The organism is Nitrosococcus halophilus Nc 4 (assembly GCF_000024725.1).
Lineage (GTDB): Bacteria > Pseudomonadota > Gammaproteobacteria > Nitrosococcales > Nitrosococcaceae > Nitrosococcus > Nitrosococcus halophilus.
On sequence record NC_013960.1, the window covers coordinates 3974261 to 3999518 of the forward strand.

A 25258-nucleotide genomic window follows, 5' to 3' on the forward strand; every position below is an offset into this window, starting at 1 on the left:
ACTAGGAACGGTAAAAAAATAAATTCTTTACTATTTTACTAAAGAATTATAGCAAATGGGTAGCCCTTAATGGGTAAAAAAAGAAGCGGTTGAATTTCAACAATAGCGCAAGTACAGACCCCACTGGGTCTATCCTATAGGGAATCTTGAGCGTAGGGAGTTAGCGGCTGGGTACCTGGTTTTTCTGAAAACAAGGGACTTGTTTTCAGAAAAACCCCATTGATATTCAATAATTTACCCATTCTCTGGAATTGATTTGCGCACTCGAATCCCAAGTTCACGCAATTGCGCTTCTGCAACCAGGCCAGGGGCCCCTGTAAGGGGACAAGCCGCCGTCTGGGTCTTGGGAAAAGCGATAACTTCTCGGATCGAAGCGCTGCCAGTCATCAACATCACCAGACGATCCAACCCAAATGCAATCCCCCCATGGGGCGGGCAGCCATATTTTAGCGCATCCAACAGAAACCCGAATTTTTCCTTGGCCTCCTCATCCCCAATCCCTAGCAGACGAAAAACTTGACTCTGGACCGGGGACCGAAAGATACGCATGGAGCCACCACCCACCTCAGTACCATTGAGCACCAAATCATAGGCACGGGACCGGCAGGCACCCGGATTTTGCTCTAGCAGGGGAAGATCTTCTTCTTTAGGGGAAGTAAAAGGATGGTGCAAAGCGTTCCAGCGGTTGCTGCTCTCATCCCACTCGAACATGGGAAAATCTATCACCCAGAGAGGGCGCCAGCCATGTTCCACTAGGCCGTGGTCATGGCCAAGCTTCACTCGTAAAGCGCCGAGAGCTTCATTGACGATAGAGGCTTTGTCAGCGCCAAAGAAGATGACATCTCCATCCTCGGCACCAGTGCGGTCCATAATGGCGCCAACCACCTCGTCAGGCAAGAACTTAAGGATAGGGGACTGCAACCCCTCCCGCCCCCGGCTACGTTCAACCACCTTAATATAGGCCAAACCCTTGGCACCGTAGATAGCTACAAATTTAGTGTAGTCATCGATTTCTTTACGGCTGAGCTTGCCACCGCCAGGCAATCGCAGCGCGGCGACTCGCCCCTCCCGATCTTGGGCCGGTTCCGCAAAGACCTTAAACTCCACCGTCTTCATCAAGTCCCCCACTTCCACCAACCTTAGGGGAATGCGCAAATCGGGCTTGTCCAAACCAAAGCAAGCCAAAGCCTCGGCGTAAGGCATCCGGATAAATGGCGTGTGGAGAGGAACTCCCAATACCGTGGCAAACAGCTCCTTGATCATCTCTTCCATCAATCCCATAAACTCATCCTCATGAAGGAATGAGGTCTCTATGTCCAGTTGGGTAAACTCGGGTTGACGGTCAGCTCGTAGATCCTCATCGCGAAAACAACGCACCATCTGATAGTAACGGTCTACCCCGGCAATCATGAGGAGCTGTTTGAATAGTTGGGGGGACTGAGGTAAAGCAAAAAATTGCCCGGGATGAGTTCGGCTCGGAACCAGAAAATCACGGGCACCCTCGGGAGTCGACTTGGTCAGAACGGGGGTATCGATATCGAGAAACCCACGCTCATCCAAGAATTTGCGCAGTTGCCGGATAATTTCAGAGCGGAATCGCAGACGTTGCAGACTTTCCGGCCGCCGGAGGTCAATATAACGATAACGCAGCCGGATTTCCTCGCTCACCTCTAACTTCTCATCAACGGGAAACGGTGGCGTTTCCGCAGCGTTCAGTAAAACAAGTTCCTGGGCCAATACCTCAACTTGACCCGTCGCTAGATCCGGATTTTCGGTTCCCTCCGGTCGCGGCCGCACCCGGCCTTTGACCTGGAGGACATATTCACTCCGTACCTGCTCAGCACGTCTAAAGTTATCGAGAGAATCCTCCGGGTCAAAGACCAATTGGATTAAACCCTCCCGATCACGGAGGTCAATAAAAATCACGCCTCCATGATCTCGGCGTCGGTTTACCCAACCGCAAAGAGTAACTTCTTGATCAATATGGGCTTCAGAAAGGTCGCCGCAATAGTGGCTGCGCATGGAGAAATCCTTAGCGTATTAGGAAACATTGAAATAAAGTGACGAATATTACGGCTTCATGGTCAGCCTATGCAACAAGACTAGAATTTTGCCGCCACCTAAATCCTACAGGGATTGACCTAAAAGGTCCGGCCTCATCCTAGCCGCGAAGGCGGATATCCCGTTTTTTCGGGCAGTGATTTAGATTCCCGCCTGCGCGGCTAGGATCCACTGCGTGGGTCCAGTCCCGCTCAGCATTGAATATGATAAAGGCAATTGCAAGGAGCGCCCATTCCCTAATCTGTGGTAGCAGCAGGGGAATTACCTATAGTCGGTTTAGGTTTAGCCGCAGGGGCTCCCTCCTGGTTGTCCTTGGCTTTTCCAGAACTTTCCTTGCCCTTAGAATTAGAATCATCGCCAGAACTGACCACGTTTCGCTTGTCACCGCTTTTAAAATCGGTTTCGTACCACCCTCCACCTTTGAGTCGGAAGCCAACGGCAGACACTAGTTTACGTAATTGCCCTTCGCCACAAGAGGGACAGTCCCGTAATGGCTCATCGGCTATCTTTTGCAACAACTCCATTTCGTGACCACAGGCCTGGCAACGATATTCATAAATCGGCATAGTGCAATTCCTCTCTCCATTTCAACATCTCGGTAGGGAGACCAAAAATACGCCAAAAATCAAAAAATTAATGTCACATTAATCGTGATCTTTGAGGCTAACAAGGTTATAATAGAGGGAGGTTTTTCAGCACCCTGTTAAGCCACCTGCTCAATATGGGGACAATATATCCTATTTCAATGCCCTTAACGCCTTTGCGGATTAATAGGGGGGTGTTACAATTCCTGTTTTTGATATGAGTTTTGTAGACTCAGTTGCTTTGGCACAATAGCTATGCCTTTCTCACCTCTTCACCTTTTGCTTGTTTTTCTCCTCATCAGCTTTCTGATAGTCTTCATCCAAGTTGGGGCCTTGACCCTGGCCGTGGAAAAATTAGGCCTTTCCCCTGAGTCTGCAGCAATACTCTTGTTTGGATCTTTGTTTGGCAGTCTTATTAACCTGCCATTATTTTCCATCACCGCGCAACGTCCTCCCGAATCATTCCAGGGCAAATCCCGGTTGAGTCTACTGCGTCCACCACAAAGACCCTTCCATGGGAAAACAATAATTGCGGTTAATGCGGGAGGCTGCCTCATCCCCTTGACCTTCTCTCTCTATTTATTTCAAAACAGTGGCCTAGAGTTAAGTCAGGCGCTTCTAGGAATTGCCGCGGTCAGCACGGTGAGTTACCTTTTTAGTCGGCCCATACCGGGGATGGGAATCGGGATGCCTATCTTTATTGCTCCCCTCTCTGCGGCACTTGCCGCCCAGCTCATCACTCCTGAGTATCGGGCGCCTCTCGCTTATATTGCCGGGACCCTAGGGGTTTTACTCGGCGCAGATATTTTTCGTCTCAAGGATGTTCGCCGGATGGGCACGCCAATCGCTTCCATCGGCGGCGCCGGTACGTTTGACGGTATTTTCATCACCGGTATCATCGCCGTTCTGCTGGCCTAACCCCCCATTATCGCCATCATTGCCAAGTTTTCCGGCTCTTTATGGTAGAATTGCGCGATGCAAACGACGCTCCAGACTTCTTTTATGAATATTAAAGCAATTATTAAATAACAATTCTCGTCATCTGCCTTTAGTTAAGGGAGCAAAATTATGAGCACAGATAGCGTCGATCAGGGCAAACGCCGCTTTTTGACGACTACTGCAACAGTAGTCGGAGGAGTTGGCATGGGCTTTACAGCAGTACCCTTTGTCAAGTCCATGCAACCTAGCGAGCGAGCTCAAGCCGCTGGCGCCCCTGTAGAAGTCGACATCAGCAATCTTGAACCTGGCCAGCTTATGACCGTCGAATGGCGCGGTAAACCGGTCTGGATTCTCCGTCGAACCCAGGAAGAGATAGAAAGTGTAGAGGCGCTTACTGAGAGCAGTACACTACGCGACCCCTTAAGCGAAGAAGAAGCTCAACAACCGCCCTTCGCCCAAAACGTCTATCGTTCCATTGAACCTGAAATCTTAGTAGTCATCGGGATTTGCACCCACTTGGGTTGCTCCCCTACCTTCCGCCCGGAGGTGGCCCCGCCTGACTTAGGTCCTGATTGGCAAGGTGGATTTTTCTGCCCTTGCCACGGTTCTCGTTTCGACATGTCGGGTCGGGTCTATGCAGGGGTCCCCGCGCCGACAAACCTGGTGGTACCGCCCTATCGTTTCCTTGCAGAAAACCGTCTTCTGATTGGTGAAACCCCAGGGGAGACAGCCTAATGAAAAATATTATAAGCCAAACTTTTACTTGGATTGATAGCCGCCTTCCAATCTCCAAACTATGGAAGGAGCATGCGTCGGAATACTACGCACCAAAAAATTTCAACATTTGGTATTTTTTTGGTTCTCTGGCCATGTTGGTGTTGGTGATCCAGTTGCTCACTGGACTCTTCTTGACCATGAATTATAAACCGGCGGCTGATCTAGCCTTCGGCTCTGTTGAATACATCATGCGTGATGTGGAGTGGGGCTGGTTGATCCGCTATATGCACTCTACCGGGGCCTCCGCATTTTTTATTCTGATCTATCTCCACATGTTCCGTGGAATAATTTATGGCTCCCATAAAAAACCCCGGGAAATGGTGTGGATCATTGGGGTACTAATCTACCTTACCCTGGTGGCAGAGGCGTTTATGGGTTATTTGCTACCCTGGGGGCAAATGTCCTACTGGGGTGCCCAGGTCACCATCTCCCTCTTTGGAGCTTTCCCAATGATTGGTGAAGGCTTAGCCGAATGGATTCGAGGCGATTATGTGGTCTCCGACGCTACCTTAAACCGCTTCTTCGCCTTCCATGTGTTTCTGATGCCCTTACTGCTGATTGCGCTGGTCGTCGCTCATATTATGGCGCTCCACGAAACAGGTTCCAACAATCCAGACGGCGTGGAAATCAAAGAGAAAAAAGACCCCAATGGCCTCCCCTTAGACGGCATTCCGTTCCACCCTTACTATACTGTCAAGGATCTGTGGGGATTTGGGATCTTTCTGTTCCTATTTGCCTGGGTCGTTTTCTACGCGCCTGAGCTAGGAGGATGGTTCTTGGAGCATCCTAACTTCGAGCCGGCCAATCCACTCGCTACGCCAGAACATATCAGGCCCCTGTGGTATCTGACCCCTTTCTACTCCATATTGCGATCGATACCCGACAAGCTATTAGGCGTCATCGCCATGGATGCCGCCATCTTCCTATGGTTTTTCCTGCCCTGGCTGGATCGCAGTCCGGTCAAATCTATCCGTTACCGGGGATTGCTTTTTAAGTCTGCCATAGGGCTCTTCGTCGTTAGCTTTTTGGCATTAGGCTACCTGGGCACGCAACCTGCCACACCGCTGCTGACCATGTTTGCCAGGGTGTTTTCAATCCTTTATTTTGCCTTCTTCCTGCTAATGCCGATCTACACCAAACTGGACAAAACCAAACCCGTTCCAGAAAGGGTGACCTCAAAATGAAAAGAATTATTGCTTGTTTATTCCTCTTCTTCTCATCGACCACGTTAGTTTGGGCCGTATCAAGCAGCTATCCTTTAGATAGTGTGGAGATCGATCTCAACGATAAGGCCTCATTGCAACGGGGCGCACAGGTTTTCGTTAATTACTGCCTCAGCTGCCATTCAGCTCAATACATGCGCTATAGCCGAATGGCAGAGGACCTGGGCCTGACCGAAGAGCAGGTTACGGATAACCTAATGCTGACTACGGATAAGATCCATGACACCATGACAATCGCTATGAAACCCGGGGATGCCGAACGCTGGTTTGGTGTCACTCCGCCGGACTTATCTTTGGTGGCTCGTTCCCGGGGTCCTGCCTGGCTGCACACTTACCTGCGAACTTTTTATTTGGATCCAAACCGCCCTACCGGGGTCAATAACCTGGTATTCAAGGATACGGCCATGCCCCATGTGCTATGGCCCCTACAGGGGTGGCAACAACTGGCTGATAAAGAAGGCGAAGCCCATAGTACAGAGCTTGAGTTGGCGGTTGAAGGAACCTTGACTCCCAGCGAGTACGAACAGATGCTGGATGACCTGGTTAATTTTATGACCTATGTGGGCGAACCTGCTCGGCTCGAGCGGGAAAAACTTGGCCCTTGGGTGCTGCTCTACATTGCGCTCTTTTGTGGCGTCGCCTATTTCCTCAAAAAGGAATATTGGAAAGACATTCATTGAGGTAGGATAATTCGGACAGTTTTTGACCAGCGCAACCCATGATTCAACCTGATCCAATTAAGCAAATGCCAGTGATACCTTTTTCAAATTGGCTTCAATGGGGTAAGGTTTGAAGGTGGGTCGTCAGCTGGCAAAAACTGTCCCAAGCCCTGTGACTATAAATCAAAATATTCATAGGAGTGCTCACAGGAGCAGGAATGTGGGGAAGAAGGTTCTATGGCCCTTTCACCTAGCAAGCGTTCGGTAACAATCTTATATTCAGATCCTTTGTGCCCGCGTTGCCACCGCACCCGTATCGTCGTGGCAGAAAAAAATATTTCCACCGACATCATCGACGTAGAACCCGATCATTTGCCGGAGGATTTGGTTCAGCTCAATCCGTACAACTCGACTCCGACCCTTGTGGATCGGGATCTGGTATTGTACGAATCAAAGGTCATCATGGAATATTTCGATGAACGATTTCCCCACCCCCCCTTAATGCCGGTAGATCCTATTTCCAGAGCCCGTATTCGACTCATGCTTTACCGTATTGATCAGGAGTGGTACCGCTTGCTTGGCAATGCACCTCGTTCTAGCATAACGCCTAAAGTGCGCAAAATGCTGATCGAGGATCTCACTGTATTGACCCCAGTCTTCGAAAAAACGCCTTTTTTCATGAATGAAGAGTTTTCTTTGTTAGACTGTACCTTAGCGCCCCTGCTATGGCGGTTACCCGCTCTAGATATCAAGCTTCCCCCCCAAGCTAAGCTTATTGAGGAGTACGCTAATCGTGTTTTCGCCCGGGATTCTTTCCAGAAAAGCTTAAGCAATGCGGAACGGGAAATCCAAGCCAAAACCACCAGCAGCATCTGAAGGAACTCAAGCAAGTCATGGTCGATAACGCCACCCCCCCCATGACCTCCAGCCGCCCCTACCTAATTCGGGCTTTATACCAGTGGATTGTAGATAATGGTTTAACCCCCCACCTATTGGTAGATGCCTCGATGCCCGATGTTAATGTTCCTTCGCAGCATGTCTCTGATGGCAAAATCGTTCTCAATGTCCATCCCAATTCGGTGCGTGAGCTCTCCCTAGAAAATGACTGGATCAGCTTTTCTGCCCGCTTTTCCGGCGCCCCCTATAAAGTGATCTTTCCCGTTCGTGCTACTTTGGCTATTTATGCTCGGGAGAACGGACAGGGAATGGTATTCCCAGAAGAGGGTAACGGCGATGACGGCGGCGGTCCTCCCTCTCCACCCTCTTCCGATACGGGGGGCCGCAAACCCTCCTTACGAGTAGTCAAATAACTGGCTATCTTGATTCCTTCTTTTTCACCAAGGGCTCTTAACTGTTTGATTATGGTTTTCTCTGAAAATATCAGTTTTTGCCGCGCCCTTGACACGCCTAAATCCTCGCGTTTATCATGGCTCCGTGCTCTTAAGCACCGTCCCGACAGGCTACGGCGAGACGTTAAATGCGCGCAAGAGCTATATAAGACCACGGTTTTAAAGCTTGGCAATGGCAGAGACGGCGCGAACGAATCTATGGGATTTTCATAGATTCTTAGTAGCGGAATATGGTAATCAGTAAGAATGGCGTCAATCTGTTCTTTTTTGCGATCCAAAAAATCTTGAACCGTGGCTTTCCAAGCGGCCTCACCTCGACGGACTCCCATCGAGACGGCATATTCTAAACGTATATTCGGCTCACTGTGTAAGGGGATCAGGACTAAGCTTTCAGGACTTTTAGCGGCAAAGTAGCCCGCAATGGGTCCCCAAATCAATGCCACATCGAATTTGCCCTCCAAAAGATCGGTTTCCAATATCTGCCCGTGGTAAGCCTCTACATCACCTGATTGGAGCTGATAAGGGAGAGCCTGATCCAAAATACGGTATTTCACCAGTAGATCGACCCCCGGCGTGCGGTCAAAGACCGCCACCTTCAGATGCTTGCCCCGCTCCTGTCGAAGGGTTGCGATATCCTGAACACTTTTGAGGTCCAGTCCACTTTTCTTGCGATAAACCATCGTATAAGTTGATCGATAGTAAGGTTTGGTCGTCGCAACCAAGTCATAACCCGTCGGTACGCCCAGGACCAAGTCGCAACGATATCGTTTCTCAGTAGGAACGGGTTTTTTAAGGGTATTCCGAATAAACCCTATTCGCTGTGGAAACCAGACATACTCTAAATCCCACCCCAAATCTTTCGCAAAAAGCTCGGCAATTTTATTTTCAAATCCGCCCTGTTGGCGATCAGAATAGGGCAAGTTACTAGGATCAGCACAGACCCTTAGAACTTTTTCCTTACTCCCCTCTACCCCTTGGGAGAGGTCAGGTGCTATAGCGAGTAGGGCTATCCAAAAAACCACAAAAATTTTCTTTACATGCTCACCCATTTCTCTAGACTCCAAGCAAGTATTATGGGGCATAAAACCATCATTGCTTAATTTAGCCGAGGCTAATACCAGGAAGGAGTTTCTAATAGAGAAGCGCCTGGTACCCTTTTCACGGGACCAGGCGCCTGTTTCCTATTTTCTATCAGTCACCAGGAAGCTGATCATGGAAGGGTAAAGACCGTCAGGGTCCCGCCTAAATTGGTCCAATCTTCAAGAGAGCGGTAAGCGCCCACCGCCCCCAGACCTTCCGTCTCTCCTTGTAAACCGGCAGCCATGCCAATCCCCGCCCAGCCACCAAGGCCGGAGAGGACGGCCAAATACTGCTTACCCTTGTGTTGATAGGTCATCACATTACCAATAATGCCCGAAGGGGTTTTGAAGCGATAGAGCTCACGACCGCTCTTGGCATCCACCACTTTGAGATAACCTTCTAGAGTCCCATAGGCCACAATATCACCTGCGGTAGCCAGGGTACCACTCCATACGGAAAAGCGCTCAGGGATTTCCCAAACGACTTTCCCCTTCCGAGCATCCCAAGCGAAGAACCGACCTAGATGGGTAGAGCCATCCCCCGATACCTTGCCGCCCGGAAACATCGTCAACGTCGCCCCCACATAGGGTTGACCTGCGGTGTAGCTTACCTCGAAGGGCTCATAGTTCATGCACACGTGGTTGGCAGGCACATAGAACAGGCCCGTCCGGGGTGAGAAGGCGACCGGCTGTTGGTCTTTAGAACCCAGGGCAGCCGGGCAGATATTGGTGGTATTAACGTCTTGTCCATTTTGGTGGGTCGAGTAGCGGGGATCCACCTGGGGGCGCCCTGTCTCCATATCAACATGGGTGGCCCAGTTCACTACAGGATCAAACTTCTCAGCAACCAGTAGCTCTCCCGTGACCCGATCGAGAGTGTAACCAAAGCCATTGCGGTCCAGATGCACCAAAAGTTTACGCTCCTCCCCGTCAATCTTCTGGTCAACCAGCACCATCTCATTGACGCCGTCATAGTCCCATTCATCATGGGGAGTCATCTGGTAAGCCCATTTGGCAACACCCGTATCAAGATCCCGGGCAAAAATAGTCATAGACCAACGATTATCACCCGGTCGCTGTACGGGATTCCAGGTACCGGGATTGGCGGTCCCGTAATACACCAAATTTAGTTCCGGATCATAGGCAAACCAACCCCAGGTAGTGCCACCGCCAATTTTCCACTGCTCCCCCTCCCAACTTTCAAGGCTAGAATTTTTACCTACCGGCTTTAAAAGATGGGTGGTCTTTTCAGGGTCTATGAGCATCTCCTCGTCCGGCCCAGTGCTATAGGCTTTCCAAATTCTCTCACCAGAGTTCACATCATAAGCTTCGAGATAGCCGCGAACACCGAACTCACCACCGGAGATACCCACCAAAACTTTGTCCTTAAAAACATGGGGAGCACCGGTTGAAGTTGCCCCTTGCTTTGGATCGTCACGCTTGACCGACCAGACGACCTTGCCGGTCTTGGCATCCAGCGCCACCAGGGTAGTGTCAGCCTGGGCTAGAAAAATCTTGCCGTCCCCATAGGCCAGTCCCCGATTGATGGTATCGCAACACATGACGGGAACGGTTTCCTCATAATTCTGCACCGGCTCGTACTTCCACTTAATCGCCCCATCCTCATCCAGATCCAAGGCAAACACCTTATTAGGAAAAGGGGTGTGAACATACATCGTGCCATCGATAACCAAGGGGTTACCCTCATGCCCCCGTAATACACCGGTGGAAAAAGTCCATGCTACTCGCAAATCCTGGGCGTTGTCGGTGTTGATTTGATCGAGCTTGCTGTAACGCTGGTTATCGTAGGTACCCGCAGGCATTATCCAGTTATCAGAATTTTTCTGCATCTCCAGGAGTTCATCAGCAGCGGCCAGTTCCATTCCTGACATTATCAATGCCAGTATCGCCAATGAGACCGTTCTCAGCTTCATCGTCATCACCCTCTCCAGCAAGAATTTGGCTTGAAATTCATTGCCTTACTGCTATTATTGCCGTAAGCTAAGCAAAGCTAGTGCCGATAGCAGCAGGCGCCCCCCATTCGCTTCCTGTGTGAGAGTAAACATAGACCAGCTCTACGCCAAGTCAACTCCACTCCTGAAATCACTGCTTTGATTGAAAAGCTTTTTATAAGAAAAATTTGCTCTTAAAGGATACGGAAACTACGCCGTTTCATGTCCAGATGGAGTCGCTGTTGAGGTCTCACGGTGACTCATCCAGGCCAAGGCCTGGTCGATGCGGGCAAGCGTCCTCTCCCGTCCTATCAATTCAAGGGTGACATCAATGGGGGGCGAAATAGGACGCCCCATCACCGCGACCCGCAAAGGTTGGGCTAATTTACCTAGCTTCAGCTCATACCTCTCCACCGTTGCGAGGAGAATTTCATGCAAGGTGGAAGCTTCCCAGCACTGGGCTTTTTCAAAACGGTCACGTAAATCTTGTAAGGGTTCCCGTACGGAAGCCTTAAGGTGTTTCCTGGCTGCTGTTTCTTCATAGCCATCAAAATCACGATAAAACGGCACGCTGTTGTGGGCCATTTCCACCAGGGTTTTGGCCCGCTCCTGCTGGGCTTGAACGACCGCAATCAAATCAGGCCCCTCGGAAGGATCAATCCCCAACCGCCCCAAGTGCCAGCTCAAATGGTGGGCAATATGGGCGGGTTCGCTCTTCTTTATGTACTGCTGATTGAGCCAGAGCAATTTCTCTGGGTTAAAAATAGAGGCCGATTGATTGACATCTGCGATGTCAAATAATTTGATCATTTCATCCACGCTAAACACTTCCTGGTCCCCGTGGGACCAGCCCAGGCGAACTAAATAGTTCAACAGTGCCTCGGGCAAATATCCCGCCTCCCGGTAGCTGATGACACTGACGGCACCATGGCGTTTTGATAGGCGCTGTCTATCCGGACCTAAAATCATAGGCACATGGCCATAAACCGGCGGTTCCTTGCCCAGGGCATAGAAAATATTGCTCTGACGGGGAGTATTGTTGAGGTGATCATCACCCCGAATGACATGGGTCATTCCCATATCCATGTCATCCACCACTACGGTTAAGTTATAGGTAGGGGTACCATCGGCACGGGCCAGAATCAAATCATCCAACTCACTATTCTGGAAAACCACCGTACCGCGAACCAAGTCTCGTATCAGGACCTGGCCTTCCAGAGGGTTTTTGAAACGAACCACAGGGGAGACCCCTTCCCGTGGAGACTGCCGTTCCCGGCAACGGCCATCATAACGAGGCTTTTCCTTACGTGCTATCTGCTCAGCCCGTCTCGCCTCCAGTTCCTCTCGGGTACAGTAACAAAGGTAAGCATGACCGGAAGCCAACAGTTGTTCAACGATCTCCCGGTAGCGGGAAAAACGTTCGGTTTGGTAGAAAGGTCCTTCATCATATTCCAAACCGAGCCAAGTCATTCCTTCGAGGATGGCATTGACCGACTCGACAGAAGACCGCTCCCGGTCGGTATCTTCCATACGCAGGATAAAACGCCCCCCATGTTTGCGCGCATAAAGCCAGGAAAAAAGCGCTGTGCGAGCCCCTCCCACATGCAAATAGCCGGTGGGACTAGGGGCAAAACGGGTACAAACTGTCATCGTGGAAATCACCTGATTTATGAAGTAAACGCCGGATATCTAATGAGTATTTTAGCAAGATGCTAGTGCTTTGCCCCTGGCCTGGAAAACCTTAAATTTAGGAACTTTCCCTAGACAGAGGTGACTAACTCAACCGATGAGTCATAGCCCAATGGCCCGTATGATAGAAAATTAAGCTGAGAAAATGGCCGTTCATAGTGCTCAAATCTTCTTTTCCCCTTGATCATGGCAAGAGTGTAAAGACTTAGACTTTAAAGGGGAATTATCGGTATGATTATTATCCTCAAAAAAATCGGGCTCTCCGTTTAACCCTTAAGATAGAGTGGGATAACTTTATGATAAATGCCAAAAACGCTTTGTTAAGTGTAGCATTGATCATGGCCTTGGCCTTCTCGGGCATGGCCACCGCCGAGACCCATGTCATTAAAACCATAGGACCGGCATTTAACCCCATGGTGGTCTTCGCCGAACCCGGCGATACCATTACCTGGACCAATATGTCCGCCCATGACACCCGATCAATCAATGGCCTTATCCCCGAAGGCGCTGAACCTTGGCAATCCCAGATGGGCCAGAATTTTAACATCACCCTTGAAGAAGAAGGTATTTATCTATACGAATGTAGCCCTCATATCGGTCTGGGCATGACGGGAGCCATTGTGGTCGGTGAGCCTAACAACCTTGCTGAACTGGAAGAAAAGGTGAAAAGCGCCCATGGCGCGGTCCAACGGGCCTTCAGGAAGGCTAAGCAGGCTATCAAAGCTAGGCAGTGATTAAAGAACTCTATATTGAGAAACGCCGCCCTAGAAGCGGCGTTTATTCTTGAACGGCCTTATTGGAAAAAGCATTTCTTATTGGCCAATGCCTGGGCCTTTTTGAGCAACCCCGCCTTGCGCCGACCCTCTTCTGGATCCCGGAAGAGGCCTCCTTTCTCCCCTCCCACATTCATCAATTGAAGTACGGTATTTCCCTCCACATAGGTGTCGACACTCACCTGACGAGCAATTTCGTCAATGCTGCAGGAACACTTATACAGTATCTCGGGTTTGTTGCCGTTAGCCGCCATGCACTGCAATACATACTCCACTCGCATAGCAGTAGGATAATCATTCGCTATCACTAGGGCTGAGCCCATAAGGCTTGCCCCCAAAATTAGCACCTTGAGTGTCCTCATCTCTTGCACCTCTGGCTCGGTTCTTGATGATGTTTCCTCACAGGAATTTCAGACTACCCCACCAGAAAGCAGTTCCTAGCGCAATAGTTCTATTCTACGCTATCTCTTCTCTGGAATTGGGGGCAATTCACTAATTCACTTATGAACTCAAACTTTATTGCTACAGCCAAGAATTGCAAAGTTTGGCAAGTATGCGATAATTTTTCGTCTTTAGCGGGAGCAATAGATTAAAGTAATAAAAATGCGAATTGGAATTCCTAAAGAAATCCATACGGGTGAAAAGCGCGTAGCCACTACCCCCGATGCAGCCGAGCGCTTGCAAAAATCAGGGTTTTCAGTGGCGCTGGAAACCGGTGCCGGCCTCAATGCCAATTTCTCCGATGCAGCCTACCGTGAAGCAGGGGTTGAAATCGTTGAGGACCCCCAATCTTTATGGTCAAACTCGGATATCATCCTCAAAGTCCGCCCTCCGGAAATGCACCCCGAATTGTGCATTGATGAACTAGAGCTGTTGCGGGAAGACAGCTACCTGCTCAGCTTTATCTGGCCAGCCCAAAATACGGAGCTGCTGGAGCGCCTAGCAGCCAAAAAGGCCAACGTACTAGCGATGGACAGCGTCCCTCGAATCTCCCGCGCCCAGAAGCTTGACGCCCTGAGCTCAATGGCCAACATTGCAGGCTACCGGGCCATTATCGAAGCTTCCCATCATTTCGGCCGCTTCTTTGCGGGGCAAATTACCGCTGCAGGAAAAATTCCCCCCGCTAAAATTCTAGTCATCGGTGCGGGCGTTGCCGGACTTTCAGCAATCGGGACCGCCGTAGGACTTGGGGCTATCGTGCGGGCATTCGATACTCGGCCTGAGGTGAAGGAACAAGTCCAGAGCATGGGGGCTGAATTCCTTGAACTCAAATTTGAAGAGCAAGGTGCTGGAGAGGGCGGCTATGCCAAGGAGATGACTAAGGAGTTCATTCAAGCAGAAATGGACCTCTTCGCCCATCAGGCTATGGATGTGGATATTATCGTGACCACCGCCTTAATACCCGGCAAAAAAGCTCCCGTACTCATTACTGAAGGCATGGTGGAGTCGATGAAAGATGGCAGTGTCATTGTTGACCTGGCAGCCGAGCAGGGAGGCAATTGCGCCTTAACGAAGCCTGATGAAGTCGTCGTTAAACACGGGGTGACCATTATTGGCTATACTGACCTACCGAGCCGCCTCCCCACCCAATCGAGCCAACTCTACGCCAACAACTTGCGTCACCTGCTGGAAGAATTGTGCCCGGAAAAGGATGGCACCGTCCATTTGAATATGGAAGACGAGATGCTTCGGGGCCTCACGGTGATCAAAGAAGGAGAAATTACCTGGCCCCCACCGCCACCTAAGATATCAGCCGCACCTGCTCCCAAACCAGAGCAACCACAACCAGCGCCTGCCCCAGCCGAGGCAAAAGCAAAGTGGAAACTTCCCACGGAATGGCGAATTGCTTTAATTATGGCCCTAGGCGGCCTAGGTTTATGGGGCCTGGGGACAGTGGCTCCCCCCTCCTTCATGAGCCATTTCACGGTATTCGTGTTAGCTTGCTTCGTGGGCTATCAGGTTATCTGGAATGTAACGCCCTCTTTGCACACCCCACTGATGAGTGTCACCAATGCCATCAGTAGCATTATCATCATCGGAGCGCTGATACAGGTGTCTAAATCGGGGATTCTGATTGCACTCCTGGCCGGAATCGCCATCTTAATCACCAGCATCAACATTGCAGGCGGTTTTCTCGTGACCCAGCGTATGCTGCGGATGTTCAGGAAATAGGAGGCACAACATCATGTCCCAAGGCTTGGTTACCATGGCCTATATTGGCGCAACTATCCTGTTCATCCTCAGTCTGGGAGGCTTGAGCCACCAGGAAACAGCGCGGCGCGGCAACCTCTACGGCATGGTGGGCATGGCCATCGCCATCCTCGCCACGATCCTCAGCGAAGCAGTTACCGGTATCGGCGCTTATGTGTGGATAGTCATCGCCATGATTATCGGCGCAATCGGGGGGGTCAAAGTGGCCCAGCAAGTCAAGATGACCCAAATGCCGGAACTGGTGGCCATACTCCATAGTTTTGTTGGCCTTGCTGCCGTCTTAGTCGGCTATACCAACTTTATTGCTCCAGAGGCCCACCCCACCGGGGTCGAAAAAACAATCCATGACATTGAAACCTATCTCGGCGTGCTTATTGGGGCCGTCACCTTTTCCGGTTCCGTCATTGCTTTTGGCAAGCTGAGCGGACGTATCAGCAGCAAACCATTGTTGCTTCCTGCCCGTCACTGGTTAAATCTAGGGCTTTTGATTTTAGCAATTTGGCTAGGTAAGGCCTTTGTGGGAGCTGAATCAACGGGTGGAGGGTTGTTCTACCTCTTCCTGATGACGATCATTGCACTGGGGTTTGGCGTCCACATGGTGATGACTATTGGAGGCGCAGACATGCCCGTCGTTATCTCCATGCTCAATAGCTACTCAGGATGGGCGGCAGCAGCCACGGGCTTTATGCTTGCCAATGATCTATTGATTGTTACCGGAGCCTTGGTAGGCAGTAGCGGCGCCATTCTCAGCTATATCATGTGCCGGGCAATGAACCGCAATTTCATCAGTGTAATTATGGGGGGGTTTGGTGCCGAAGGGGGAGGCGCTACCGCTACCGCCCCTGGCGACGCCCAGGGGGTCGTGGCCATTACTGCTGAAGAAACTGCCCATCTGTTGGAAACGGCTAAAAACATCACCATTATCCCCGGTTATGGCATGGCCGTGGCTCATGCCCAACATACCGTTTATGAAATCACCAAATTATTGCGTGAGCAAAACATTAATGTCCGCTTTGCAATCCATCCCGTTGCTGGGCGCATGCCAGGTCATATGAATGTATTGCTGGCCGAAGCCAAGGTCCCCTACGACATCGTCTTGGAAATGGATGAGATTAACCAGGACTTCCCCACCACGGACGTGGCGGTGGTGATTGGCGCCAATGACATTGTCAACCCTTCCGCCCAGGAAATTCCCGATAGTCCCATTGCCGGCATGCCGGTGCTTGAAGCGTGGAAAGCAAAAACCACCATCGTGCTGAAAAGAGGCATGGCGACGGGGTATGCGGGTGTAGATAATCCGTTGTTCTACAAAGAAAACACGCGCATGCTTTTCGGCGATGCCAAGGAAAGTCTGGATACGGTGCTCTCCCATCTCCATAAGGATACTCAAGAAACCGCTTCCTATCGTGCTGCCGCCAACTAAACTTAGCTTTAGGGTTTTCCCTAATGGAAGCCACTTTACAAAAAGGATACAAAAGAAAGGCTTTGACTCGTTATTTTAAAATTTCCAAAGCCAACCGAGATGAAGAAGCTATTACTTCAACTTGACACAGACCCAATTCCAAGTGTCTTCGATCAGGTGGTGGCCTACGACTCCGGGGTTGACCACATCATGAGCTATGGTGGAGTAACGCCCGACAAAGTCGAAGGCCTGGTCCATGGTCTTATGTTCACCCGAGGCGGTAAGCAATTGGCCAATAGCGCCATCTTCCTCGGAGGCTCCCATGTCTCGGATAGTCAGCAGCTTGCCGAAGCGGTCAAAAAATGCTTCTTTGGGTCGGTGCGGGTTTCGGTCATGCTTGATCCCAATGGCGCGAATACCACGGCGGCGGCCCTAGCCCGGAAAATCGTGGGAAATTACGATATTCGCGCCAAGAAAGCCGTTATCCTCGCCGGCACCGGTCCTGTAGGGCAGCGCTGTGCCCTCTATCTGCTCAAGGAAGGGGCCAGCGAAGTTGTCCTAACCTCCCGCCATATCAGCCGCTCAATGGCGATCGCCGAAGAAATGCAATCCCGCTACCAAGCCAAGATCACACCTGCCGAGAGCCACTCCACCGAAGATACCAGAGCCCTATTAGAAAATGCCCACGTGGCCATTACCTGTGGGCCTCCGGGTGTTTCCCTTCTACCCCAATCCGTATGGTCAGCCGCCTCGACTTTAGAAATCATGGCAGATGTCAATGCCGTGCCCCCCCTGGGGGTAGAAGAAATGGAAGTCACAGATGATGGTGTGGAACGCTTTGGTAAGCGCTTCTACGGTGCCATCGCCATCGGCAATTTGAAAATGAAGATCCACCGGAGCAGCATCGCCTCCCTTTTTAAAAGCAATGATTGCTTGTTGGATGAGATAACGATCTACGATATTGCTTGTGAAATTGACAAGTAACCCATGGGATTATCCCCCTAGATAATGCCGCACCCACTGGGGAATGGTGTTCGGGTATCCGCCCCAGCTCGCCTCCACCTGGGGTTCCTTGACCTGCATGGGGGTTTAGGGCGGAAGTTTGGCAGCATCGGACTGACCTTAGAATGGCCTCGCACCGTTGTAGAAGCGGTACCGGCCCCCCGCCTCTGCTGCCAAGGCCCCGTTAGCCATCGAGCCCAGCGAATAACTGAACGCTTTTATAAAGTACTCTCGGAGCAGCGCCTGCAGGTTAACCATGCCGTTCATCTGACTATCAAAGAGGCCATCCCTGACCACTCGGGACTCGGCTCCGGTACCCAGCTCGCACTCGCCATAGGCCGAGCCATCAGCCAAGTCAATCATCTGCCGTTGAGCATACCTGAGATTGCCGCCCTGCTCGATCGGGGTAAGCGCTCCGGTATTGGTATTGGAAGCTTTCTCAAGGGAGGGTTTCTGGTTGACGGTGGTCTGAAACCCAAGGGACAAATACCGCCTATTATCTGCCGCCATGACTTTCCTGAAGAATGGTGGGTGCTTTTAATCATCGAGCCCACCCTGCAGGGTCTCCATGGAACAGCCGAAACCAGGGCTTTCCACAGCCTCCCCCCCTTTCCCGCGGAACAAGCGGCAGTTTTATGTCGTCTGACCCTGATGCAAGCTCTACCGGCCCTGGTGGAACGGGATATTCAAGCTTTCGGCCAAGCGCTCAATGCTATCCAAGCCGCCATAGGAGACTATTTTGCCCCGGCCCAGGGAGCCCGCTTTGCCAGTCCCTGGATAGCAGCCGCCTTGCAACAGGCCCAACAGTGGGGGGTTCCTGCCGTGGGCCAAAGTTCTTGGGGACCTACGGGGTTTGCCTTGGTCGAAGGAGAAACCGCAGTACGTAACCTCCAGGCCCGTCTCATCCAATGGGCTAAGGAGGCCCTCCAGGGGGGGCCAAAATTGCAATTTATCATTACCCGTGCCCGCAATCAGGGTGGCAGGGTGGAATCTTTAGTGGATTCAAAAAAGTAAATCGAATGTGACCCCACACTAGATAAAATATCCGCTTTTCTTCCTGCCTGTCCAAGTGAAAGATTCAAACTAACACTCCAGGCTTGAGCTAAAGTACATGGGTAAAGACCCAACCCTAATATATGGAGGAGGGTGCTCCGTGGAAAAACGCTCTATCATTCACATGCTAGACCCCATGCCCCATGTCAGCCCGTTTGATATCAATATGGCGGTGGATGCGGGATTTGAGGTGATCGTTCCCTACCCCCATGTCAAACTTGAGGAAATCAATGGCCTGGTGCAGGATACCATCTTCTCCCGGGGTCCAGGGGGAGTAAAACGAACTGCAATTTTCATGGGTGGACGAGACATCGGCCTGGCGCTGGAAATGCTGGAGGCGGCAAAAAAGGCCATGGTTCCTCCTTTTGAGGTTTCAATACTCGTCGATCCCAGTGGTGCCTTCACCACTGCCGCTGCCCTCGTCGCTTGTGTGGAAAAAGAACTCAAAACCAAACATGAAACTGAACTAAAAGGCTGCCGGGCCGTGGTTTTCGGTGGCACCGGCCCGGTGGGGATAGCTACCGGCATTATTGCCGCCCTCGCGGGAGCCGACACTCACCTGGTGGACCATCTCTCCATTGATACAGCTTTAGAAAAAGCTAGCGAGTATAACCGGCGCTTTGAGAGCTCTTTGCACGGCACCTATGCCAGCTCCGGTGCCGACAAGGCTCGCCTCTTGGCCGATGCTGACCTCATCTTTTGCACCGCCAAGGCTGGGATCCAAATACTCAATGCCTCTGTCCTCGCCGATGCCAAAAAACTTAAAGTGGCGGGTGATGTCAACGCCGTTCCTCCCCTTGGCATCGAGGGCATAAAACTTAAAGATTTCGGCACCCCGCTTAAATATGCGGGCGCAACAGGAGCGGTAGGCATCGGCGCCCTGGCCGTTGGAGATGTGAAATACAAACTGCAACAAACTCTTTTACGGGCCTTGCTGGAAAGTCAACAGCCGGTCTATTTAGATTTTCGTGACGCCTTCAAACAAGCTCGAAACCTACTGTAATCTGGGGGAGTGGGACCTAGCCCACCCCATCCTCATTCTAGGCACCAGCGGGCGCGCGCTAGCCCAATCCGCCGCCGCTGGCGGATACCGCGTGTTGGTCGCCGACTGCTACGCCGATAGAGAAACCCGGCAGGCGGCCTCTGCCTGGATCCAAATCCCTCCCGGCGCTGACGCCGAGCATTGGCATCAAGGGATAACGCAGCTCCTCAAGGCAGAAACCAACCCGGCGGGCCTGGTTTTTGGGAGCGGCTTCGAAAACCGCCCCGAACTCATGGAAGAATTGAGTCAACGGGGAGTATTATTGGGTAATACTCCCCACTGCGTTCGCCTGCTTAAAGATCCGCGCCGTTTTTTTTCCTTGCTGTGGAAACTCGCCATCCCGGCACCGGAAATCCGCTTCTCCCCCCCTGCTCTTCCCCACGGATGGCTGTGCAAGGCTATTGGCGGCACGGGTGGCTATCATGTATTACCGGCGACCCGCTGGGAGCAGGTTAGAAGACAAGAAGGACGCCCCCTGGCTCAAGAACGGCGCGCCTCTACTACATCTTCCTATTACTATCAACGGAAGCTAGAAGGGCAGCCAGGATCGGTGCTATTTCTTGCCAATGGCAAGGAAACGCAAATCCTCGGCTATAACCGCCTATGGACCGCTGCCACCCCTGCCGCACCTTACCGTTATGGCGGAGTTGCCGCCCCCCTCAACTTAACGCCCGCAGCCGCTACCCTTTTGCGAAACTATCTCCACGCAATGGTGACAGCAACTGGACTGCGGGGCATCAACGGATTGGATTTTATCCAGGAACCGGGGGGGCTCCAGATCCTTGAAATCAACCCCCGGCCTCCCGCCTCCCTCAACCTCTACCAGGATCTCCTTAACCCCTTTGACGCCCATGTCAAAGCGTGTCTAGAGGCTCCCTTACCCTTAAGGGTTACCCCCATGACCACAGCCCATGCCTTTTCCATTCTCTATGCGCCTCACCCATTGCAGATCCCCCCCAATATCCTCTGGCCAAGCTTTTGCTATGACCTCCCGGTTGCGAGGCTCAAAATCGAGCGAGAAGAACCTATTTGTTCCATCCACGCCAGGGGAGCTAGCATCGAAAAATGTCGGCAACTGCTTCGGCGGCGCCAACAGCAAGTGCTGAAACTGCTAACTCCAAATGAAATCCCCCTTTAATCTTCCCACAACCAAGCAACATTCCGAGATTTCGACTATTATTTCCCTACCACCCTCTGCCCAATCAATGATAGAAATTGGCTATGAGCAATATTGGAGCACAATGGCCCAGCATTAATGCGCTCTGCCACCCCCTCGTGGAAGCACTCGTGCATGAGGCGGAATCCCTTCGACTCAAGCTTCATGACCTTGATAACGGCACTCGAGTCGTGGATGCGGGGATTGAGGCTCCTGGGGGTCTGGAAGCAGGCAGACGGATTGGGGAAATCTGTATGGGGGGTTTAGGCTGCGCCACTTTAGGCACCGTGAGCGGTTTTGAGGCTTGGCCCTGGTCGGTCAATGTTCATACCGCAACCCCTATTCTCTGTTGCCTAGGCAGCCAGTATGCGGGCTGGAGCCTGTCCCACCAAAGCGAAGAGGGAAGTAAATTTCATGCCCTGGGCTCAGGGCCGGGACGGGCCTTAGCGGGAAAAGAAGAACTGTTCAAGGAGCTGGGTTATCGAGATAAGGCCGAAGCCACTTGTCTAGTCATGGAGGTGGATCAATATCCCCCGGTGGCCATCGCCGATAAAATCGCCACGGCCTGCGGAATTAAACCGGAGAATTTGACCCTTATCCTGACCCCGACAACCCGCTTAGCGGGGGTAATGCAAATTGCTATCCGGGTCTTAGAGGTGGCTATACACAAAGCCCATACCCTGAAATTCCCCCTGGAACAGATCGTCGATGGTTATGGAGTTACCCCTGTGGCGCCACCAGGGGGTGATTTTATGACCGCCATGGGCCGAACTAATGATGCTATTTTGCTTGGCGGCCAAGTGCACCTTTTTGTGGACTGTGGTGATAGTGAGGCTCAAGATCTTGCCAAGCAGATGCCCAGCACCATGTCGCGGGATTATGGCCGTCCCTTTGCGGAAATATTCAAATCCTACCGCTATGATTTTTTTCAAATCGATCCGATGCTCTTTAGTCCCGCCAAAGTCATGGTGACCTCGATAAAAAGCGGTAAAAGTTTCCAGGCAGGCAGCCTGAACCCTGGGTTGTTAGCCAAAACTTTTGGCCTGTCACCATGACGCGGGTGGTCATCTTTAATGATGGCCACGGCTGGCACAGTGACCAGCTAGAGGCCGCCCTGGCCCCCTATGGGATAACCCTTATCCGCTCCAACTTGGCCCAATGCCGGATTGATCTGGATCGGCCCACAGGGCTCCATATTCCCGGACTAGGGGCGGAGTTACCGGATGGGGTACTCGTCCGCGGTGTCGCCGCCGGGAGTTTTGAACAAATCACCTTGCGGCTGGATGTATTGCATGCTTTGGCCGAACTGGGAGTCCCCGTATTGAATAGTCCATTGGCCATTGAACGCACGGTAGACAAGGCACGAACTTCACTGCTCCTACGCTATAAGGGCGTACCCACCCCCCGTACCTGGGCTTGCGAAGATTGGGAACAAGCCCGCCTCGTCAGTGCCCAAGCACATCAGGAAAAACATGAACTCGTCCTAAAACCATTATTTGGTTGCCAAGGACAGGGAATTACCCGGATAGGAAAGACTGCCGATCTGGAGACCTGCGAGGTCAGCGGAGGGCTTTACTACCTGCAAGAATTTATACCCCCGGCTCAGCCCAATAGGTGGCAGGATTGGCGGCTCTTTGTAGTCGACCACCGTTGTATTGCTGCGATGGTTCGCCGTGGTCGAAGCTGGATCACCAACGTTGCGCGAGGGGCTGAATGTTTCCCAGCCGCTTTAGATCGGGAAATGGGCACCTTAGCCTGCCAAGCCACCCGGGCAGTCGCCGTTGACTATGCGGGCGTGGACATCATCCAAACCCCAGACAAAGGTTTTCAGGTACTAGAGGTTAACAGCGTTCCCTCCTGGAAGGCCCTGCAACAAACCACGGGGATCAATATTGCTAAAGCCTTAGCAGAAGCTTTACTAAAGCGGCTACAGCATCCTTATTTGGAGCAGAGCAGTTGGTGACAAAACCTGGGCTTCAAGTCACCTGGCCCAACTTGGCGAGGGTCATTGAGTGGGCTTGCCGAGTTGAAGTATTAGCCCCCAAGCCTGGTAATGTGAATGCCTATAGTAGCGGACACGGCATGAAATTAGAGGATTTTCTGCACAGTGCCCAGGCTATCGCCCCGGTATTAAGCACCGCCGGTAAAGGGGTCGGCGAGCGCATACTCGCTGCGGTGATCGCGACCAAAACCGCAGTCAACACGAATACCAACCTGGGAATCATTTTGCTGTTTTCCCCTTTAGCAAGGGCCACACTTGAGGCGGAGAAGCCAGCCACATTGAGACCGGCGTTGACCACTGTGCTGGCCCGCCTGGGCATCGATGATGCCCGGCTGGCCTACCAGGCGATTCGCCTCGCTCAGCCTGGAGGCATAGGGCATAGCTCAGCACATGATATTGCCGAGGAGCCCCAAGTTACGCTGCTGGAAGCCATGCAATGGGCTGCTGAGTGGGATAGCATCGCGCGGCAATACCATAACGGCTTCGGGGATATCTTTGAGCTGGGAATACCTAGTCTGCTTGAAGGGTTCTCCAAATGGGAAAATATTGAGTGGGCAACCACATTGGCGTATCTTACCTTCCTCGCTACTCTCCCGGATAGCTTGGTAAGGCGAAAATATGGTGCTACTGTTGCAGCGCAAGTTGCACAAAAAGCTTCCGAATTACAAAAAAAGCTTATAAATCAAGGACCGGTATCCCAAATGAAGTCTCGCTTAAGGGCCTGGGATCAGGCCCTTAAGCGAGACTTCATTAATCCAGGAACCAGCGCTGATTTGACTGCGGCAACACTACTTGTGGGAGGTCTATGCCAGCCCAGCGCACTCAAATTTTTGGAGGCTTGAAGAACTCACGCTTGGATTCTTCAATAGTGAGGGGCACGTGTCCTTTGAGGCATGTTGCAACCTATTATTTCCAGTGGGAGATAATCTCATGGGGTTTTTCGACAAACTGTTTTCTAGGGGGGAACAAAAAATGCCCGTTGTAGATCGCATACTCGTTGGTGAAGCGCTAGTCATTGAAGACAATGATCTGAAAAACGTCGCCCATATTGATATCATCATGGGACCCCGCGGTAGCGCGGCAGAAGATGCCTTCTGCAACGCCCTGACCAACCAGAAAGAGGGCCATAATTCTTTACTAGCGCTAGTCGCTCCCAACCTGATGGTCAAACCGGCTACCGTGATGTTTAACAAGGTCACTATCAAAGGCGGCAAGCAGGCCGTCCAGATGTTTGGTCCTGCCCAGCGCGGGGTTGCCATGGCGGTGGCCGACTGCGTTGAAGACGGGACTATTCCTGCCAATGAAGCCGACGACATCTTTATCTGCGTAGGCGTCTTTATTGATTCCAAGGCTGATAATGATACCCGTATCCAGGACTGGAATTACCAGGCCACTAAATTATCCATCAAACGCGCCATAGCCCGCGAGCCCAAGGCCTCTGAGGTGGTGGAACAAAAGGGGAAAGTCCAACACCCATTTGAAGCTCACCCCTAAACCCTTGGATTCCTTGAATCCACAAAGAATCTGACATCGTCCCCTCTCAAGAGGGGACGATTTTTATAATATCTGCCGCCTTTAAACTTCCTTCATACAAGGCGCTCGCCAGCAAGACTCCCTGAACTCCCCCGGCTGCCAATCGCCTTAAGTCTTCAAGACCACGGACTCCACCTGCCGCCAATAACTCTCCCCTTTGGGGACGTTCTTGCTTCAGCCGTTCCAAGAGAGCCCAATCCGGCCCTTCTCCCCTTCCAACCTGATCTAAGCTCATGGCAATGACCGTCTCAGGCCACAGCTCCGGTTGCTGATCCAGTCCCACAGGACCCAGAAATTCCCCTCTGCGGTGATCCAAAGACAATACTAAGCGTTCCGCCCAAGGGGAGGTTTGCAGTACTTGCCAGGACTCTAAGGTAGGTAAGGTTTCCGTTCCCACAACTGGCCGTGCCACCCCGAGGGCAAGCCACTGGACTATAGCGCTGGGGCTCACCATTCCTGCATCTACCCATAAGGCCAAGCCAGGATAGTTTTCGGCGATAGACCCTATCGCCGCGCTATTATCACCTTGCCCCATAATAGCGTCTAAATCGGCAATGTATAAATGGGGGAATGGATAAAGTTGCAGTAATCCTGCCACCACCCCTAATGGTGAGGAATCGGGGGCAAGGGGAGAAACCAAGGGCCGATAGCTATCCCGTTGCCCGCCGCTGGCGTGGACGACCACCCCACCCAATAAATCAAGGACAGGAAGAAGTTTCATTTCCCAAATCCTTTACAATAAATACCTACCCTATCCTAGGCGAGTACTCAA

At 51.7% G+C, this 25258-nt stretch carries 23 protein-coding genes and 1 pseudogene; 17 read left to right on the forward strand and 7 right to left on the reverse strand.

The features are described 5' to 3' along the window. Nucleotides 1-234: 234 nt before the first annotated feature. Both aspS and NHAL_RS18710 read right to left on the reverse strand, forming a co-directional pair. On the reverse strand, nucleotides 235-2022 hold the full coding sequence (gene aspS / locus NHAL_RS18705; RefSeq protein ID WP_013034718.1) for an aspartate--tRNA ligase: 1788 nt from the start codon (nucleotides 2020-2022) through the stop codon (nucleotides 235-237). 275 nt (nucleotides 2023-2297) lie between these two features. Continuing rightward, nucleotides 2298-2627 carry an FmdB family zinc ribbon protein gene (locus NHAL_RS18710; protein WP_013034719.1) on the reverse strand — a complete coding sequence of 110 codons (330 nt, stop codon included), beginning with the start codon at nucleotides 2625-2627 and terminating at the stop codon, nucleotides 2298-2300. Nucleotides 2628-2900: 273 nt separating this feature from the next. Between NHAL_RS18710 and NHAL_RS18715 the strand changes: the two genes are divergently transcribed. From NHAL_RS18715 to NHAL_RS20755, 6 genes are all read left to right on the forward strand, one after another. Next, on the forward strand, nucleotides 2901-3563 hold the full coding sequence (locus NHAL_RS18715; protein ID WP_013034720.1) for a DUF1614 domain-containing protein: 663 nt from the start codon (nucleotides 2901-2903) through the stop codon (nucleotides 3561-3563). A gap of 150 nt (nucleotides 3564-3713) precedes the next feature. After that, nucleotides 3714-4319, forward strand: coding sequence for a ubiquinol-cytochrome c reductase iron-sulfur subunit (gene petA, locus NHAL_RS18720; protein WP_013034721.1), 606 nt, complete (start codon nucleotides 3714-3716; stop codon nucleotides 4317-4319). After that, complete coding sequence (locus NHAL_RS18725; protein WP_013034722.1) at nucleotides 4319-5545, forward strand: cytochrome b; 1227 nt, start codon at nucleotides 4319-4321, stop codon at nucleotides 5543-5545. Before petA ends, NHAL_RS18725 begins: the two co-directional genes overlap by 1 nt. After that, a complete protein-coding gene (locus NHAL_RS18730) occupies nucleotides 5542-6264 on the forward strand; it encodes a cytochrome c1 (RefSeq protein WP_013034723.1) in 723 nt (240 codons plus the stop codon). Before NHAL_RS18725 ends, NHAL_RS18730 begins: the two co-directional genes overlap by 4 nt. A gap of 216 nt (nucleotides 6265-6480) precedes the next feature. Continuing rightward, complete coding sequence (locus NHAL_RS18735; protein WP_013034724.1) at nucleotides 6481-7119, forward strand: glutathione S-transferase N-terminal domain-containing protein; 639 nt, start codon at nucleotides 6481-6483, stop codon at nucleotides 7117-7119. A 41-nt stretch (nucleotides 7120-7160) separates the two neighbouring features. Next, entirely contained in the window at nucleotides 7161-7553 is a 393-nt protein-coding gene (locus NHAL_RS20755; RefSeq protein WP_203434419.1) for a ClpXP protease specificity-enhancing factor, read from the forward strand. Nucleotides 7554-7822: 269 nt separating this feature from the next. On the opposite strand, the pseudogene NHAL_RS22150 reads toward NHAL_RS20755, so the two are convergent. The 3 genes and pseudogenes from NHAL_RS22150 to gltX form a co-directional block, all read right to left on the reverse strand. After that, nucleotides 7823-8674, reverse strand: a pseudogene (locus tag NHAL_RS22150) (quinoprotein dehydrogenase-associated putative ABC transporter substrate-binding protein); the annotation flags it as partial. Nucleotides 8675-8802: 128 nt separating this feature from the next. Beyond that, on the reverse strand, nucleotides 8803-10605 hold the full coding sequence (locus tag NHAL_RS18745) for a methanol/ethanol family PQQ-dependent dehydrogenase (protein ID WP_013034727.1): 1803 nt from the start codon (nucleotides 10603-10605) through the stop codon (nucleotides 8803-8805). 228 nt (nucleotides 10606-10833) lie between these two features. After that, complete coding sequence (gene gltX, locus NHAL_RS18750) at nucleotides 10834-12273, reverse strand: glutamate--tRNA ligase (protein ID WP_013034728.1); 1440 nt, start codon at nucleotides 12271-12273, stop codon at nucleotides 10834-10836. Nucleotides 12274-12608: 335 nt separating this feature from the next. Between gltX and NHAL_RS18755 the strand changes: the two genes are divergently transcribed. Continuing rightward, nucleotides 12609-13046: a plastocyanin/azurin family copper-binding protein gene (locus NHAL_RS18755; RefSeq protein ID WP_013034729.1), complete on the forward strand. Its 438-nt coding sequence runs from the start codon at nucleotides 12609-12611 to the stop codon at nucleotides 13044-13046. Between the two features lie 59 nt (nucleotides 13047-13105). Here NHAL_RS18755 and NHAL_RS18760 read toward each other — a convergent pair whose 3' ends face one another. After that, on the reverse strand, nucleotides 13106-13447 hold the full coding sequence (locus NHAL_RS18760) for a hypothetical protein (protein ID WP_013034730.1): 342 nt from the start codon (nucleotides 13445-13447) through the stop codon (nucleotides 13106-13108). Between the two features lie 241 nt (nucleotides 13448-13688). Between NHAL_RS18760 and NHAL_RS18765 the strand changes: the two genes are divergently transcribed. From NHAL_RS18765 to fae, 10 genes are all read left to right on the forward strand, one after another. Further along, complete coding sequence (locus tag NHAL_RS18765; protein ID WP_013034731.1) at nucleotides 13689-15257, forward strand: Re/Si-specific NAD(P)(+) transhydrogenase subunit alpha; 1569 nt, start codon at nucleotides 13689-13691, stop codon at nucleotides 15255-15257. A 13-nt stretch (nucleotides 15258-15270) separates the two neighbouring features. Beyond that, nucleotides 15271-16719 (forward strand): Re/Si-specific NAD(P)(+) transhydrogenase subunit beta, encoded by a 1449-nt coding sequence (gene pntB, locus NHAL_RS18770; RefSeq protein ID WP_013034732.1) that lies wholly within the window; start codon nucleotides 15271-15273, stop codon nucleotides 16717-16719. Between the two features lie 99 nt (nucleotides 16720-16818). Next, nucleotides 16819-17682, forward strand: coding sequence for an NAD(P)-dependent methylenetetrahydromethanopterin dehydrogenase (locus NHAL_RS18775; RefSeq protein ID WP_013034733.1), 864 nt, complete (start codon nucleotides 16819-16821; stop codon nucleotides 17680-17682). A 24-nt stretch (nucleotides 17683-17706) separates the two neighbouring features. Beyond that, on the forward strand, nucleotides 17707-18714 hold the full coding sequence (locus NHAL_RS18780; protein ID WP_013034734.1) for a beta-ribofuranosylaminobenzene 5'-phosphate synthase family protein: 1008 nt from the start codon (nucleotides 17707-17709) through the stop codon (nucleotides 18712-18714). A gap of 139 nt (nucleotides 18715-18853) precedes the next feature. Further along, on the forward strand, nucleotides 18854-19756 hold the full coding sequence (locus tag NHAL_RS18785) for an NAD(P)-dependent methylenetetrahydromethanopterin dehydrogenase (protein ID WP_013034735.1): 903 nt from the start codon (nucleotides 18854-18856) through the stop codon (nucleotides 19754-19756). Beyond that, entirely contained in the window at nucleotides 19722-20933 is a 1212-nt protein-coding gene (locus NHAL_RS18790) for an ATP-grasp domain-containing protein (RefSeq protein ID WP_013034736.1), read from the forward strand. Before NHAL_RS18785 ends, NHAL_RS18790 begins: the two co-directional genes overlap by 35 nt. 83 nt (nucleotides 20934-21016) lie before the next feature. Beyond that, the gene (mch, locus tag NHAL_RS18795) at nucleotides 21017-22006 is read left to right on the forward strand and encodes a methenyltetrahydromethanopterin cyclohydrolase (RefSeq protein ID WP_013034737.1); all 990 of its coding nucleotides are present in this window, start codon (nucleotides 21017-21019) and stop codon (nucleotides 22004-22006) included. Next, nucleotides 22003-22914, forward strand: a complete 912-nt coding sequence (locus NHAL_RS18800; RefSeq protein WP_013034738.1) for a RimK family alpha-L-glutamate ligase — start codon at nucleotides 22003-22005, stop codon at nucleotides 22912-22914. Before mch ends, NHAL_RS18800 begins: the two co-directional genes overlap by 4 nt. After that, the gene (locus NHAL_RS18805; RefSeq protein ID WP_013034739.1) at nucleotides 22911-23795 is read left to right on the forward strand and encodes a triphosphoribosyl-dephospho-CoA synthase; all 885 of its coding nucleotides are present in this window, start codon (nucleotides 22911-22913) and stop codon (nucleotides 23793-23795) included. Before NHAL_RS18800 ends, NHAL_RS18805 begins: the two co-directional genes overlap by 4 nt. Before the next feature lie 130 nt (nucleotides 23796-23925). Beyond that, entirely contained in the window at nucleotides 23926-24447 is a 522-nt protein-coding gene (gene fae, locus NHAL_RS18810; RefSeq protein ID WP_013034740.1) for a formaldehyde-activating enzyme, read from the forward strand. A gap of 46 nt (nucleotides 24448-24493) precedes the next feature. Here fae and NHAL_RS18815 read toward each other — a convergent pair whose 3' ends face one another. Continuing rightward, the gene (locus tag NHAL_RS18815; protein ID WP_013034741.1) at nucleotides 24494-25207 is read right to left on the reverse strand and encodes a HisA/HisF-related TIM barrel protein; all 714 of its coding nucleotides are present in this window, start codon (nucleotides 25205-25207) and stop codon (nucleotides 24494-24496) included. Between the last annotated feature and the right edge of the window lie 51 nt (nucleotides 25208-25258).